The following is a 15565-nucleotide window of genomic DNA, read 5'->3' on the forward strand; positions in this document are numbered from 1 at the left end:
ATGAGTGACACCACCTGCGGACCGACGGACGAATCGAGCTCGAACTGCGGCGGCAGCGATCCCGAGACGGCGATCGACGGTGGCCGCGCAGCGAACGACGCGGCCACCGACGGGGGAGCGGCGACGGAAAACACTAGCGCGTCGTCGCCGTCGTGCGGCGCGAGCGACTCCAACGGCACCTCCTCGTGTGGTAGTACGAAATCTTCGGCGACGGACGAGAAGATCGGATCGACCGCTGACGACTTCGACGCCAACCCGGGACGGCTGTTCGCCGTCGGACTCGGCCCCGGGCAGCCGGAGGGAATGACGCAGCGTGCTAAGGCGGCACTACTGGAGGCGGAACACATCGTCGGATACACAACGTATATCGACCTGATTCCGGACGACGTCACCGAGGCCGCCGACGAGCTGTACGACACGCCGATGTGCGGCGAAGTCTCTCGGACCGAAGAAGCGGTCGACCGCGCGCTCGCGGGCAACGACGTCGCAATCGTCGGCTCCGGCGATCCGAACGTGTACGCGCTCGGCGGACTCGCCTTAGAAATCATCGAGTCGAAGGGTGCGACGGCATCGGCGCTCGACTTCGAAGTCGTCCCCGGCGTCCCGGCCGCGCAGTCGTGTGCCGCTCGCGTCGGCGCGCCGCTCGTCAACGACTCGGTGTCGATCTCGCTGTCGGACCACCTCACGCCGATGGCGGACATCGAGTCGCGACTCCACGCGGTCGCGGCAGAGGGGTTCACGATCGCGATATACAACCCGTGGAGCCGGAAGCGACGCGAGAACTTCGAGACGGCCTGCGAGATCCTCTCGGAACACCGGCCGGCCGACACGCCGGTGGGTGTCGTCCACGGCGCCGGGCGCGACGACGAGGCCGTCGAAATCGTCGAACTCGGCGAACTGAAGTCGCTCGGCGAGACCGACCTCATCGACATGACGACCACGCTGCTCGTCGGCAACGAGGAGACGTACGTCTGGGACGGCCGGATGATCACCCCGCGCGGCTACGAGAGCAAATATGACTACTGAGCACGTCGACACCGGGACGACGTACCGCGTTTCCGTCGATCTGAACGCCTGCGACGGCGTCTTCGCCTGCCTCGTCCGCGACGATCGGTTCGTCGAGGCCGACGGGGGGCTCGTAGGCTTCGATCCCGCGGACGCCGTGACCTCGGTCGAACGTACCTCCGACAAGGCTGCCGCGACGTTCTGTGACGAGCGTATCGACGAGGCACAGGCAGCCGCGACGGCCTGTCCGCTGGACGCGATCAGCGTCGAGGAACGCGAGGGCGAGATATGAGCGCCGTCGAGACGACGCCGGACGACATGCTCGCCCGTCACCCGGAGACTGCCTATTTCTGGGGCCACGTCGCCGGCGGCGGACGAGTGACCGATCAGGGGATCGAGATCGAAGTCAGCGATGAGGACGCCGCACGCCGCCTGTCCGCGATCTCTGGTGGCGGAACCGTCGATCATCGGATCGCTGAGCGCGACTTCGCACATGACACGGCAGTCACCCGGCAGGCCGACGAATACACGGTACAGATCATCGACCCGACGCTGGCCGCGAATGCCGCTGCGGCGCTCGGATTGCCGGTGGGATCGGATCCCGGCGGGTATCGGTTCGACGCCCTCCGCGACCACCGTCGAGAGCTGCTTCGCGGGTTGTTGGAGGCGTGCGGCGTCGTCTGCTTCCGCGAGTCGAGCGCCTCGGTCGGCATCTCGTTCGTCCACGACGACGCCCGGCTGTTGGAGCGGATCCGGACATCGCTCGACGTGGCGGGGTTCGACTCCGAAGAACCGCAACCGTCGTCGTCGGGCGGATACTGGTTCGGCGTCGCTGACGGCGACACGGCCGCGTTCGCTGAATGGGTCTACGAGGGCGCAGGCGACAGCGGGCTGTTCGCGACAAGCCGTCGTCAAAAGGCGCTCCGAAGCGTCGAGCGGGCCACAGGCCTCGATGTGGGAAGCCTTATCGAACCGATCGACACGGACGGAGGAGACTCATGAGCCGGACGGCAGACGCCGTCGGAATCGGCGACGAAGAGACAGCACTGCTCGTCGGCCACGGCTCTCGTCGGGACAAGTCGAACGAGGCAGTACGCGAACTCGCGGCCGGTCTCGAGGATCGTCTCGGCGTCTCGACCGACGCTGCGTTCCTCGAACTCGCGGAACCGTCGATCCCCGACGCCATCGGCACGCTTGCGCACAGTTCGTCGCGCATAACGATGGTGCCGCTGTCGCTGTTTGCGGCCAGTCACGTCAAAAACGACCTCCCGCTCGCCATGAAGCGAGCGCGAAGCGAACACCCGGGCGTTACCTTCCATGCGGGCGCGCACCTCGGCATTCATCCCGCGATACTCGACCTCCTCGACGATCGGTCGCGGGACGTGGAGGCACAGTTGGGGGTCGACCGCGACGACGACGACGTCGCCGTCGTGGTCTGTGCTCGCGGCTCCTCAGACCCGGACTCAAACGCCGACGTACACAAGCTCGCCAGATTGCTGTACGAGGGTCGCTCGTTTGATCGGGTGGAAGCCGGGTTCATCGGTGTCACCGAACCGCTCCTCGACGAGGTGCTCCACGACGTCGCAAAGACCCGACCAGATGTAATCGTCGTGCTGCCGTACATGCTCGGCGACGGCGTCCTGACCGGTCGGATCCGCGAGGGGGCAGCTGAGTTCGACGCAGAGTACCCGTACGTCGACGCCGCGGCCGGCGACCCGCTTGGAACGGACACCCGTCTGCTAGACGTTCTTTCGGACCGGTGGCAAGAGGCGCGGACCGGCTCGGTCGACATGTCGTGTGACACGTGTAAGTACAAAGTAGAGCTTGATGGGTACGAGGAAGACGAAGGAGGAGCGCGTGCGATGCTCCGCGCACTAACTCACCAGCAGGCACACGAGGATCGCGACGACGTCGCCGACGAACCGCACGCTCACGACGCGCCTGAGACCCACCTCGCCGTCTGTACGAACCAGACGTGCGCGGCGGACGGTTCGCCCGCCGTTCTGGAAAAACTCCGTCAGGCCGCGCGAGACGCCGACGCAGACGTTCACGTCACGCGATCGTCGTGTTTCGATCAGTGCGGCGACGGCCCGATCGTCGCGCAGTATCCCGACGGCGTATGGTACGGGACCTGCGACGATGAGGACGCCGATCGAATCGTCTCCGCCGTCGAGCGGGACCGAATCGTTAGCGACCTCGTTCACCAGACAATATGACCGACAATCAGACTTCGATCCACGATGAGTTGTGACGAAATCGAAGCCCTGCGGCTCGGGCTTATGAACACCCTCGGAAACTCGGACGACGCGGTTCGACGGCACGCAGAGCAGGAAATCGGTGATAAACTCGACGGAGACACACCGATCGCCGCCCTCTCGGCAGCCGAGTCCCTAACGGAACTCCAACGACATCTTGACGCCGCACTCGTCGACTTAGAGGAAACAGTCGCAGCCCTCGACGCGGACGACCCGGAATACGCGTACACTCGAGGACGCCTCGTGGCCGTCCGGGACGCCGAGCGATCGTTGGCTCGACTCGCCGACTCGGGCGAATCGCTCCTCAACGATCTCGGGGATTCCCATCACACGCTTCACGAGGTTTTCCCCACCGAGGGGTGAACTCGCGGGAGAAACGGATGGGCGCTACAGGATTGTGAGCCTCTGAGAGACGGTCACCTCGCTCCGTTCGGCGCTACGTCTCTCGTGGCTCAAATCCTTTGGCCCAGTTTTGATTACTCGTTCCGCTCGGCGTCAGAAACATGGGCGCTACAGGATTCTTACCAAACCGCAAGACAGCACGAGGGTTGGACTGCTATCCATTCAATCAACCCCCGGAAATGTCCGCGGTGTTCAGATAAGGATTGAAAAGTGAGGCGGTGCGTCTTCAGAGTGTCTATGCCCGAAAACGACCGCCTCAACGGCTGTTTAGACGAGATCAAGTTAGATTTTGTGGAGCGAGAGGCAACACCGCGGCTGTTGATGAAGCTCAGTATTCAGCTTCATTCAGCAGGATTATCGTTTTCAAATACTGTTTCGTTTCCTGGGGTATTCGGTGTTGGACGAGTGCGCTCCACCGTTCACAACTGGGTTCACAAAGCCGATCTACAGCCGGAATCTGGTCGGAGCCCGAATCACATTGCGGTTGATGAGACTGTGATTCGGCTTGACTATGAACAATATTGGCTGTACGCTGCTGTCGATCCGGAAACGAACGATCTGCTCCATACACAGCTTGAGCCGACGACAAATAACGCTCTCGCAGATCGGTTTTTCACTGATCTCTGTGACAAACACGACGTGGATGACGCAACCGTTCTCATAGATGGATCAGCTTCACTTCAGCGAGCCTGTCGCAAACACGACCTCGATTTCAGATACGAGCGACATGGAAATCGGAACAGCGCCGAACGTGTCTTTCGTGAGGTAAAACGCAGAACTGCCAGTTCTCAAACTATTTTAGAAACGCCAAAGCAGAAACTGCTGACGAGTGGTTCAGATCATTCGCTTTCGCATGGAACCAGCTTATCTGAACACTACGCCTGAAAGAACGCAAATTTTAAATATTCTGGACCATTTGAAGAGACAATCAGATAATTATCAACCCAATACTTATTATTCTGATCCTCCGTTCACCAGACTCTATCTGCGAATCAATTTGATCTAGCAATCGAAAGTTCGTGTCTTGATGCTCTATGATTTGAGAATCTCCGTTCACTTCCTCAGGATCAATATCTGCCTGAATTGTTCTTTAAGTCCGTCTGTCAACTACTTCCGCCCCCTCAAATACGGGTCTAGAGATAGACTCTATTTTTACTACCTTGTTCACTGCTTGTCATCGCCGGCAGTCGACCCTTTACTCCCGTCAGGGGCCGGTGGTGTGGCCGTCTGCTCGGCAGGTGTGTCGTCGCGGTCAACCGGTGTTGTACCGCCAATAAACGTCTTTGTCCGCTCCTCTTGTGGATCTTCGAAGAACGACTGAACGTCGTTGCTCTCGATAACCTCTCCGAGATAGAGGAACACGACCTCGTCGGCGAGTCGGCGTGCCTGAGCCATACTGTGGGTGACAAGAATAATCGTATACTCGGATTTTAATTTTCTGAGCGTCTTCTCGACGCTTTCGGCCGACACCGGATCGAGCGCGGAGGTCACCTCGTCACAGAGTAACACGTCCGGCTCGACAGCCAATGACCGGGCGACACAGAGCCGCTGGATTTGTCCGGTTGATAGCTCCGCGCCCGGCGCGTCAAGCCGATCGGCGACCTCATCCCAGAGGTTGACTTTCCGGAGATAGGTTTCGACCTTCTCGTCGAGATCGGCCTTCGACTCGTAGTCACCGTGGATGCGCAGCCCGTAGGCAACGTTTTCGTAGATCGACACCGGCAGCGCGGTCGGGGTCTGGGGAACGTAGCCGATTTGTCTGCGTATCTCCGGGGCTGGCACGTTGGTATTGTACACCGAGTCCCCGGAGAGCAAGACATCACCGTCGATCTCAACGTTCTCTTGAATATCGTGAAGCCGGTTGAGCGATTTCAACAGCGTCGATTTCCCACAGCCGGAAGGGCCAATAATTGTTGTGAGCGTGTTGGCCGGGAAGTCGATAGAGACTCCTTTGACGGCTTCGATTTCGCGGTCGCCGGTGTACGTTACTGAAAGCTGGTCTGTCGTGAGTGGGATCTCTGTCATCTGTTTCCTCCGGGTGTATATCGCGCGTAGCGGCCGGCTAACAGCTTCGAGAGGAGGATCAAGCCGAGCACAGCAATAGTCAACACGAACGCCGCCGCGTAGGCGTGGGAACGAACCTCAGGATTAAACGACATCGCCTGATCGAAAATGAGCACCGGCAGCGTCGTCGCCGCCTCGAACAGTCCACCAGGCATCCGGGTGCTTCGGCCGGTGGTAAACAGCACGGTTGCCGCATCGCCAATACCGCGGGCAAACCCCATCACCAAGCCGGCGATAACGCCTGGTGCGGCCGCCCGAACGGTCATCCGCATGCTCTCAAACCGGGTCGCACCAAGCCCGTAGGTCGATTCTCGAACCGTCTCCGGGGCTGCACGCAACGCCTCGTCGGTGTAGCGCGTCATAATCGGGTACTGGAAGATAGCGATAGCGACGATGCCGAAAAATAAACTTGTCTGGGCACCTGTAGCGATGATGATCGTCAACACGAAGACGCCGTAGACGATTGGCGGGGTACCCCACAGCACGTTGAGAAACATGTTCACAGCGTCGGAAAACCGTTTACTGGAGTAGTCGCTCTGGAGATAGACCGCCGTCGACACCGCAGCCACCATTGAGACGATGGTTGCCGGGCCGACAATAAAGAGGCTGCCAAGCACTGCATGTAGAAAGCCTCCCGTTCCTTCGAGCATGTATCGCGAGCCGGGTGGCGTGAGTACAATCGATGGATCGGCAAGCAACACGCCCCCACCTCTGACGACGGTGACCCCGATGACCAACAGTAACACACCGACGACAAGCAGGGCGGCCGCCCGCACCGCGATACCGAACAGTCGCTGTGTGGTATAGCGGTTCATTGGTACTGCCACCGCCGTTTGAGCCGCCGCTGGACGAGCATCGCCCCGAAGTTAAACAGCCAGACGACGACGACGAGCATCAGCCCGACAAATATCAACGCCGACTGTGTGAGCGGGAGCGACATCAGCTCGCCGAAATCATTGACGATCAGCGTTGGCAGCGTCTGGCCGGTCGAGAAGACCGAGGTGGGAATCTGTGTCTGGCCGCCGATCAGCAACGCTGGTACGATCGTCGCGCCGAACACGCGCCCAAAGCCGAGTAAGATCGCCGAAAAAATCCCAGGCCCAGCCGCCCGAAGCAACACCGATCGGATCGTCTCAAACTTGGTTGCGCCGACGCCGAGCGACGTTTCCCGCAGCTCGTCGGGGAGCGATTCGAGCGACTCGACCGACAGCGAGGTCATAAACGGGGTGACGACGATCGCCATCACAAGACTGACAGTAAAGATGCCGACGCCAGCGGTGCTCTCGTTGAACACCGGGGCGACGTAGCTACCGATAAACGGCACGACGACGATCAGTGCGACCAGCCCGAAGATCACACTCGGGATCGCCGCCAACACATCGATCAGTGCGGCGACGAGTGTTTTTGTTCGCCCTTCAGCGTACTCGGCGATATAGATCGCCGCACCGAGCGCAATCGGAACCCCCATTACCATCGAGAGTGCGGTGACGTAGACGGTACCGACGATCGCCGGCAAAAAGCCGAAATTGTTCCGCGCAGGGTCCCAGTTTGTAGAGGTTAACATCGAACTCAGCGGATACTCCGAGAGGATTGGCAGCGATCGGTAGAAGAGTAGTAGTGTGATCCCCCCAAACAGCGCGATCGCCAGATACCCCGCCAGGGTGAGCCAGTAGCTACTGTAGCGTTCGGCAAGCAGCCGTCGGCCGAGGCGGCTCGACCGAGCCCGCTTCCGCAGACTGTCGGTGTCGGTGGTCACGATTCCGTGTTGTTTTCCAAGGTCGCTCGTCCATCTTCAAGACGGTCTTCCGTTAGAGGGACGTAACCGTTTTCGGAGACATACTGTTGGCCGTCAGTGAGCACCCACTGTATAAACGGCGCGACAGAGGCGTCGAACGTGCCGTTTGCGGCGAGCCACATCTCGCGGGCCGGCGGTGCCGGGTAGTCGCCGCGCTCAACGGCCGCGAGCAACTCGCCGCGAGTTTGATAGAACGACTCCGATTCAGAGAGTCCGTCACCGTTTTGATCAAGGGGAATCGGCCGGATATCACCGTCGAGTTCGCCGCTGTCGAGATTGTAGACGTAATTGACGTTGTTCATCGCGATGGCGTTCTCGCTCTCGCCGAGCGACTGGGCAACCGGCTGATCGCCATTGAAGTTGCCGTCCGAGAGTCCCTCAAGATCGTCTTGTGTGTAGGCGTCGCCTTCGCCGCCGAGGAACTCACCCCACTTTTTGTACGCCGCAGAGGCGTCCGAACGGCCGTAGACGACGATCTCGGCGTCAACACCGGCGTCTGGAAACAGTTCTCCCCAGTTAGTGATCTCTTTAGTAAATATTGCTTCTAACTCCGCTCTAGTTACCCCCTGTGATTGAATCTGATCGATAACCGGGTTGTCTTTATTAACCGTTCCCACGACGGTGTCGATCAACATCGGCACCGCGACCAGCCCGCGTTCAAGTTCCTCTTCAAAGGGTTCACGCCCCATCATTGCTACATCAACCTGATTATTAAACAGATCTGACACTCCGACCCCAGTGCCGCCGCCGGAGATATCGAAGGCAAGGTCGCTTTGCTCAGCATAGATGTCAGCCCACACCTGTACCATCGGCAGTGGCCCGACGCCACCAGAAATCCGCACTGTTTGGCCGCCATCGTCGCCGCCGAGACAGCCGGTAAGTGAAACCGCGGTGCCGGCAGCCGCCGCGTTCAGCACAGACCGTCGTGAATGCCGTCGTGCCATCACTCATTGGAAGGCTTTACTACATATAATTGCTCATTAAACGACAAATGTGGGCTGTTCACCGACATACCTGTAATTGTTGCTCCTATCTAAGTTCAATATGTGAGACAAAATACAAATTACTAATCAAGTCGCAGATGCCGGCAAGAAATCTGACCTTGCGGTCGTGTTAATTTTGACGTGAATTGTGATAGACGGCGAAGGCTTCGAGCCAGTTTTGAGCTGTCTCTCACGCGACATTGCTAAAACTGTTCGCAAACGAAGATGTTCGTCGTTTTATTTCTCAAAAGACACGTTCGATGGCATTCCAACTTCCATGCCGAATGACTTAAAATCGATAGCCGTCTTCAGCGAGGATTGAGCCAAGATAGTCTGCGTCATCGACGAGAAATTCCACGTTATCGAGCTGATAGCGCCGGTGTAGCTCGGTGAGAAACTATCGCGTCGTCTGTTTATTTGTGGTTGGAAAGAGGCTCACGGGGAGGATCCCGTTCGTCTGTGGATCAACCGCGCCGTACAGCCAGAACTGCTGGCCGTGGAGGCGGATCATCTTCTCGTCAGCCGCGAGTTGATTCTCGGAGACGGTTGAGATCGGCTGTAGATTGGCTTTATGAACCCAGTTATGAACCGCAACGTAGCTCCGATCGATCCCAAACAGTTCAAGATGTTTACTTCCCTCACGAAGTGACATACCGACCAAATGACAGCGGAGCCCTAGTTCAATCGCCCAGCGAGGCGTTCGACCTCGCTCCACAAACGGCAAGTCGATCCACGTGATACGTTCGCTGAGGCGGCCGAATTCTGGCATAGACACTCAGAAATTGTCCGCCTCATCCTCTAACTTAACGCGACCACGATCAGACCACAGAAACTTTCACTTGAATAGCGACTGACATCAGTAGATGACGCAGCGCGACTCTGGGACGTGAGCGAGAAGCTGACTGGCGTCGAGTATGACTTCGAGACAACCGAGACGGTGAAAGCACCACAGTGAGTCTCCCCAGCGTGGAAACTCGAAATTAAATAGACCGAAGCCAACTATCACCCATGGTACTCGTCGCCGAGATTCTCCTGGCTGACCGCACGCTCCCACTCGTTGGACTTGCAGAAGCGATTCCAAGCGGTGAGCTATCGATCTCGAACCCGTTTATTCTCAACAATAACAAGATACTGATGACGGTAACTGTCGATACAGGTTCGCACGGTGTGTTCGATCGAAAACTGGATTCGGCTACGGAGGTTATCAATGCGATGGAAATTGGACAAACCGCCGACGGCTGGTTCTATCAACTCATCGTGAGAGATGACTCGAATCTTGCCCGGTCTCACGACCCAGAAGAAATTGAGGGAGTTGTCATGGATGCAACAGTGACCAGCGAAGGGATTCGCGAACAGAAGGTGTTCTCGGATTACGAGTCGTTGGCCACACTGCGAGATCGATGTAAGGTCCACGACATTCCATTCGAGCTGTTAAAGATCGCGTCAGACCCCGAGAACGACGGCGAACGCGACCAGTTCGGGTTGACCGACAAGCAGTACCGGGCCATCTCGATCGCCTTCGCCGAGGGGTACTACGATTCTCCGCGTGAATTCACGACGGATGATCTTGCGTCCGAACTCGATGTCTCAGCCGCCGCGGCGTCTGATCTCCTGCGCAGAGCTGAGAGGCAGCTGATAAGCGAGACTGTTGGTCCACAGCAGTATATGAGTGTCTTGCCGCAGTAGCCTCGGACTCTTTCGGGATTCCATTGACTGTTCCATGTGAGTAAATCTTGTCTCTCGGTCGCTTTTCGCCAGACTGTCGTCTGATCCCTCGCACCCTCTGACCCCACAGGTTGTCGCACCCAGCGTTTAATTTAGCGGAGTGTGACTCCATCAGAATCCCGCTCAATACCCTGGAGTGTGAAGTATGGTCATTTGTCTATATAAATGGGTTTACTGGTAAGCACAACTCGCTCCTTCCGGTATCACATATCTTCTGTTGATGTCTGATAACCCATCGACTGACAGCAAGTACCTTTCCGACAGTGTTGCGATTGTAACTGGCGCATCTTCAGGAATCGGCGAGGCGACTGCCGAAGCACTTGCCACAGAGGGCGCAAGCGTCGTGCTTGCAGCACGGCGTGTCGACGAACTCGAAGCGCTCGCGGACCGAATCACCACGGAAGGTGGAGACGCACTCGTCGTCGAAACCGATGTCACGGAGGAAGACGATATTGACACACTGGTCGAGACGACTATTGACGAGTACGGCCAGATCGATGTCCTCGTGAACAACGCCGGCGTGATGCTTCTCGAGCCACTGGAACGAGCAGACCGGTCGAATCTCCGGCAGATGGTCGAAGTGAATCTGATAGGGCTGATGAATCTCACGCACGCTGTGGTCCCCATCATGCAACAGCAAGACGGTGGCCACGTCGTCAACGTCTCGTCAGTTGCGGGGCGGGAAACGATGACCAACGGAAGTGGCTACAACGCCACGAAGTTCGGTGTCACTGCCTTCACCGATGCCATTCGACAGGAACTCTCGCCACAGGACATCCGAACCACGGTCATCGAACCGGGTGCGGTTGATACTGAGCTCCCGACTCACATTACTGACGAGCAACTGCTTGAACAACTTTCCGAAGTGGATATGCCAACGCTAGCTCCCGAAGACATTGCCCGTGGAATCGTGTACGCAACGAACCAACCCGAACACGTCGACGTCAACGAACTCATGATTCGCCCGACTGGACAAACGATGAACTAGCACCAGCCTCTAAGCCTCGCAGCCGATCGCATCTTCAGTACCTCACAAAGCGAGTTAGTTAGAACGTCTGCTTGCTGAAGATGTGTTCAAGACCTGGCGACGCCCCGCCGAGGCGGACGTCGCCTCTGGTGGTGGCCGTACAAGGAGTTCGTCAATATGGTTCGACGGGCTGCGTGAACTGCCCTCGCAGTGCGTCGGGTCGTCCGCGCGAACCGGCCATCTGACGACCGGTTCCACCGGTAGTCACTGACCGAGCAAGCATCTTCGCAAGTGGCAACGCTGTCGCGTCGGCGGCTGACCGCCGCCGACAGCGACAACTCCGTCTTCGATCAGCGTTGCTCAACCGTGATCGACGACTCATCACAACAGAACAGGTGGTTCAGGTCACGCTAACTGGCAATGCTTTGTGAGGTACTGATACTGAATCACAGAAAAGTGCTCGTCGCGGCAGATCCGTCGATCGTCTCACACCACGAGGTGCGAATACTCGCCAGCTTCAAGATCGCTGACGCATACTTGAATGCGATCGTTCTGGTCTAGGAGGCCCGCCGAATTATCTCGTGTCATCGTCGAGAAGCCAGTGTGGATCCAGAGATCGAGAACCTCCACCTCGTCGGCGGCGTCCTTCGCGAAACCTTGGACCAGCTCACGCTGGTCTTCGAGCCCAACGTCATCATCGTCACCCTTCGACTTCCGGATCCACGCGAGTGCTTTACTCATCGACGACCGTCACCTCTAGAGAGCTTCCCGATTTGACCTTCCTGTTGAGTCTCTTTCCGTCAAGATCCATAGCCTCGGCGAGTCCTTTCGGAACTGTAACCCTGTACTGCCCGTTCGCCCCCTGACTGACTCTCGTTTTCGCCATCTCTGTATAGGCCCATTATTAGGATTAGACTTAGTTCTAATGTAGGTGTTCAGAAAACCCCCGTTTTCTGTACGGTCGCTCTTCTGTAGGAGATTGTTGGTACAGTCGTGGCTAGTTGAGCGGGGAACTAATCGAACTTCTAAGCATCGCTACCGTGAACTCCCAATTTGATTCACGCACCGCAAACCGAAAGACCGCAGTCCATCAACAATGTGCTACGCAAAGGTAACAGAGTCAGCGAGTGTCAGCTGTACCATCGAGTTTCCGCCGTTATCCCGGTGGAATGCCGCGTGTCAGCAACCCTCTGAATTTCTGTCTTGAGAAATACTTGGATAGTGTTATTATCCGGTCATGGTTGTATTGGTTCATGAACAGTGAAGCAAGCATCCACGTGCTTCATGTCGATGATGAACCAGACTTCGCTGAGTTAACTGCGGAGTTTCTGAAACGCGAGGATGATAACTTCACCGTCACGACAGCGACGAGCGCCGGTGAGGGGCTAGAATACCTCTCTTGTGGCGACTTCGACTGTATCGTCTCTGATTACGATATGCCTACACAGAATGGTATCGAGTTTCTCAAATCTGTCCGAGAAAACTCCCCTGACCTGCCATTCGTGCTGTTTACTGGCAAGGGCTCTGAGGAGATTGCAGGTGAAGCTATCTCCGCTGGCGTGACTGACTATCTCCAAAAAAAGCGTGTATCTGACCAGTATACTGTATTGGCGAACCGACTGCGAAACGCCGTCGACCGATATCGTGCGGAAAAAGAGCGCAAACGGCAGCGCAAAGCCATTGAAACGGCGCAAGAAGGCATTAGCATCCTTAATGAAGACGGTGAGTATATCTACGTCAATCAGGCCTACGCAGACATCTACGGATATGAACCCGACGAGATGGAGGGCAAACACTGGGAACTGATCTATCCCGACAGCGACACAGCGATGGTGCGGGACGTTATTTTGCCGACTGTTGCCGAAGACGGCTACTGGAGCGGGGAGACGACTGGGCTCCGGGCCGATGGGACGACCTTCGTCGAGGATCATACCGTTGCCCAGACGGACACCAGTGAGCTAGTCTGTTCGGTACGGGATCGCTCTGTGGAACAGGAACAGGAGATGGCACTCACTCAATTTCGAACACTTGTCGAGACTCTCAACGACCCGGTCTACGTACTTGATGAAACAGGACACTTCGAATACGTGAACGACGCATTCATCGAAATAGTTGGGTACGACCGTGAGAGAATTATTGGAGCGTCACCAACACTAATTAAATCATCGGAGGTGGTCAACCGCTCGGAAGATCACCTCGGGAGGCTTCTTTCGTCGAACGGCCCCGATAGTGTACAGTTCGAGATTGAGGTCCAGCCCGCCAAAGGGGATCCAATCCCCTGTGAGGATCACATGGGCGTCTTACCCTACGAAGGGGAGTTTTTCGAGGGGTCAGTTGGGATTTTGCGTGATATCAGCGAGTGTAAAGAGCGCAAACAAGAACTTGAGCAGACAAATACTGTTCTTCGCACAATCGTCGAAGGTCTGCCGATGGGCGTACTCGTTGAAGACGCTGAACGTGACGTACTCATGGCAAACGACCAGTTGGGCAAAACACTTGACGTCCCGATCGACAGTGAGGAAGTAATTGGACGCGACTGCGCCACAGCAGCTGAAGAATTCAAATCCCGATTTACCGACCCAGAGGCGTTCATCGAGGCGATTTCCGAGCGACTCGAACAGCGGGAGCTGGTTCAAAACGAGGAACTCCAACTCACAGATGGTCGCGTGTTGGAACGTGATTACGTGCCATATACCCTGTCCGAAGGTGAAGCGAACATATGGTTATATCGTGATGTCACGACTCGTAAGCAGCAAAATCAAGAACTTGAGCAGGTCAACGAGTTCCTTTCACAGACCCAGACCGTCGCAGACGTCGGTGGCTGGGAGCTTGACCGCCGAACAGAGTCACTCCGATGGACCGATGAAGTCTACCAGATTCACGGCGTCAACATGGACTTCGAACCAACAGTCGAGAACACAGTCGAGTTCTATCATCCCGAAGATCAGACAACGATTCAGGATGCCGTCGAGCGAGTGTTAACTGACGGGGAACCATGCGACTTGGAGTTACGCATCGTCACAGCTGACGATGAGGTGCGATGGGTTCGTACCCGCGGCGAGCCTTGGCGTGAGGATGGCAAAATCGTTGGTGTGCGCGGCACGTTTCAAGATATTACTCAGCGGATAGAACGCCAACAGAGACTAGAAGAGTTCGCCAGCGTTGTGTCACACGATCTTCGGAACCCGCTGAACGTTGCTACCGGGCATCTCAACTTGGTGGCCGACGAGTGTGACAACGACCATCTCGACAGTGTCCGCCGAGCACTAGAGCGGATGGAGGCGCTGATTGAAGATCTTCTCATTTTGGCTCGGGATAATAAAGAGGTGAGTGACACTCAGCCGGTTGATCTCGCGACGATAGCTGACAGGTGTCGGGAGAACGTTCAGATGGAGCAGGGACGCGTAATTACTACCGTCGATCGAACCGTGTGGGCAGATAGCAGTCGTCTCAAGCAAGTATTTGAGAACCTGTTTCGAAACGCGGTTGAACACGGTGGGCCAGAAGTGACAGTGACGGTCGGAAAACTAACCGACGGGTTCTATGTTGAAGACGATGGGGCAGGCATTCCGACCGACGAACGCAACGCTGTCTTTGAGGTCGGCTACTCGCAGTCGGCAAATGGAACTGGGTTCGGACTGAATATTGTCAAACAGATTGTCAATGCTCACGACTGGCAGATTCGCGTTACGGACGGGACTGACGGTGGAGCACGGTTTGAGATCACGAACGTTAACTTCGTAGATGAATAGACATTATTGATATCCTACCTAGTTTAACACGAGCCCCGCACTACTGTATCGCGTACATCGAGCAGCACGCCGACGCGCTGCTCCGGAGGTTCGAGAAATGGCACGATCTGAGTCAGGATCCGGCGGGAGGAGTCTATGAGTGACGCCGAACTCGAGGCGTTCGAGGACGCCGTCGGGGACCTTGGCGATCGCGTGAGTGAATTCCTCGCTGAAAGGTCGGATCTCTCTGCAGAGGAGATCAACGACGACGTTGAGGACCTCCCCGTGCCCGATCCGCTTGATGACCGCGCTGCCGACAAGTAAGACCTCGGCCGCGTGGGGCGTACGGCGGTCACAGGCTGGTTGTCTGATGTGGCTTTACTTACAGTGAATTCTATAGGGGCGAGTATAGGAATTCTCATAAAGAAAACTATATTTTAACAAATAGGACTCTCATTAGGTCCCACAACCCGAGATAGCACGTATGGGCCCGAATAGTGACCCCAGTACGCACCCACCGGCGGACGTCGACCCCGACGCAGTCTTGGGTGTTTGATTCAATACGTAACTGTGGAGAAACGTGTCTGACACGACCGTTGAGCAGAATATCTCAGGTCAAAGGAGTACCACGCCCCGGT

The 15565-nt window shown here is 56.9% G+C and carries 15 protein-coding genes and 3 pseudogenes; 11 read left to right on the forward strand and 7 right to left on the reverse strand.

All coding sequences use genetic code 11. From position 1 onward, the window contains the following. The 6 genes and pseudogenes from cobJ to EXE52_RS14880 all read left to right on the forward strand — a co-directional run bounded on the left by cobJ (position 1) and on the right by EXE52_RS14880 (position 4534). On the forward strand, positions 1-1026 hold the full coding sequence (gene cobJ / locus EXE52_RS14855) for a precorrin-3B C(17)-methyltransferase (protein ID WP_137703841.1): 1026 nt from the start codon (positions 1-3) through the stop codon (positions 1024-1026). Continuing rightward, a complete protein-coding gene (locus EXE52_RS14860; RefSeq protein WP_049932995.1) occupies positions 1016-1297 on the forward strand; it encodes a ferredoxin in 282 nt (93 codons plus the stop codon). The genes cobJ and EXE52_RS14860 overlap by 11 nt, the downstream gene beginning before the upstream one ends. Continuing rightward, the gene (locus EXE52_RS14865; protein WP_049932996.1) at positions 1294-2007 is read left to right on the forward strand and encodes a hypothetical protein; all 714 of its coding nucleotides are present in this window, start codon (positions 1294-1296) and stop codon (positions 2005-2007) included. Before EXE52_RS14860 ends, EXE52_RS14865 begins: the two co-directional genes overlap by 4 nt. Beyond that, complete coding sequence (locus EXE52_RS14870) at positions 2004-3221, forward strand: CbiX/SirB N-terminal domain-containing protein (RefSeq protein ID WP_049932997.1); 1218 nt, start codon at positions 2004-2006, stop codon at positions 3219-3221. The genes EXE52_RS14865 and EXE52_RS14870 overlap by 4 nt, the downstream gene beginning before the upstream one ends. Before the next feature lie 24 nt (positions 3222-3245). Further along, positions 3246-3623 (forward strand): DUF3209 family protein, encoded by a 378-nt coding sequence (locus EXE52_RS14875; RefSeq protein WP_049932998.1) that lies wholly within the window; start codon positions 3246-3248, stop codon positions 3621-3623. 276 nt (positions 3624-3899) lie between these two features. After that, a pseudogene (locus tag EXE52_RS14880) lies at positions 3900-4534 on the forward strand (IS6 family transposase). Between the two features lie 292 nt (positions 4535-4826). Here EXE52_RS14880 and EXE52_RS14885 read toward each other — a convergent pair. The 5 genes and pseudogenes from EXE52_RS14885 to EXE52_RS14905 form a co-directional block, all read right to left on the reverse strand. Next, complete coding sequence (locus EXE52_RS14885; protein ID WP_049932999.1) at positions 4827-5687, reverse strand: phosphate ABC transporter ATP-binding protein; 861 nt, start codon at positions 5685-5687, stop codon at positions 4827-4829. Next, positions 5684-6541, reverse strand: coding sequence for a PstA family ABC transporter permease (locus tag EXE52_RS14890; RefSeq protein WP_049933000.1), 858 nt, complete (start codon positions 6539-6541; stop codon positions 5684-5686). The genes EXE52_RS14885 and EXE52_RS14890 overlap by 4 nt, the downstream gene beginning before the upstream one ends. Continuing rightward, the gene (gene pstC / locus EXE52_RS14895; protein ID WP_049933001.1) at positions 6538-7485 is read right to left on the reverse strand and encodes a phosphate ABC transporter permease subunit PstC; all 948 of its coding nucleotides are present in this window, start codon (positions 7483-7485) and stop codon (positions 6538-6540) included. Before pstC ends, EXE52_RS14890 begins: the two co-directional genes overlap by 4 nt. Next, entirely contained in the window at positions 7479-8465 is a 987-nt protein-coding gene (locus EXE52_RS14900) for a PstS family phosphate ABC transporter substrate-binding protein (protein WP_049933002.1), read from the reverse strand. The genes pstC and EXE52_RS14900 overlap by 7 nt, the downstream gene beginning before the upstream one ends. A gap of 229 nt (positions 8466-8694) precedes the next feature. After that, positions 8695-9273 (reverse strand): annotated as a pseudogene (locus EXE52_RS14905) (IS6 family transposase). Positions 9274-9512: 239 nt separating this feature from the next. Here EXE52_RS14905 and EXE52_RS14910 point away from each other — a divergent pair. The 3 genes and pseudogenes from EXE52_RS14910 to EXE52_RS14920 form a co-directional block, all read left to right on the forward strand. Then, entirely contained in the window at positions 9513-10190 is a 678-nt protein-coding gene (locus EXE52_RS14910; protein WP_049933003.1) for a helix-turn-helix domain-containing protein, read from the forward strand. Positions 10191-10449: 259 nt separating this feature from the next. Then, positions 10450-11217: an SDR family oxidoreductase gene (locus EXE52_RS14915; protein ID WP_089309030.1), complete on the forward strand. Its 768-nt coding sequence runs from the start codon at positions 10450-10452 to the stop codon at positions 11215-11217. A gap of 93 nt (positions 11218-11310) precedes the next feature. Then, positions 11311-11460 (forward strand): annotated as a pseudogene (locus tag EXE52_RS14920) (ISH3 family transposase); the annotation flags it as partial. A 222-nt stretch (positions 11461-11682) separates the two neighbouring features. Here the strand turns inward: EXE52_RS14920 and EXE52_RS18590 are convergent. Then, positions 11683-11937 carry a hypothetical protein gene (locus EXE52_RS18590; RefSeq protein ID WP_241988267.1) on the reverse strand — a complete coding sequence of 85 codons (255 nt, stop codon included), beginning with the start codon at positions 11935-11937 and terminating at the stop codon, positions 11683-11685. Continuing rightward, on the reverse strand, positions 11930-12082 hold the full coding sequence (locus EXE52_RS18595; protein WP_167373114.1) for a hypothetical protein: 153 nt from the start codon (positions 12080-12082) through the stop codon (positions 11930-11932). The genes EXE52_RS18590 and EXE52_RS18595 overlap by 8 nt, the downstream gene beginning before the upstream one ends. Positions 12083-12449: 367 nt before the next feature. Here EXE52_RS18595 and EXE52_RS14930 point away from each other — a divergent pair, with 367 nt between their 5' ends. Both EXE52_RS14930 and EXE52_RS18315 read left to right on the forward strand, forming a co-directional pair. Continuing rightward, positions 12450-14948, forward strand: coding sequence for a PAS domain S-box protein (locus EXE52_RS14930; RefSeq protein ID WP_137703843.1), 2499 nt, complete (start codon positions 12450-12452; stop codon positions 14946-14948). Between the two features lie 135 nt (positions 14949-15083). Then, on the forward strand, positions 15084-15251 hold the full coding sequence (locus EXE52_RS18315; RefSeq protein WP_158293624.1) for a hypothetical protein: 168 nt from the start codon (positions 15084-15086) through the stop codon (positions 15249-15251). The last annotated feature ends 314 nt before the right edge of the window (positions 15252-15565 follow it).

The organism is Halorubrum sp. CGM4_25_10-8A, from assembly GCF_005435025.1.
GTDB lineage: Archaea > Halobacteriota > Halobacteria > Halobacteriales > Haloferacaceae > Halorubrum > Halorubrum ezzemoulense.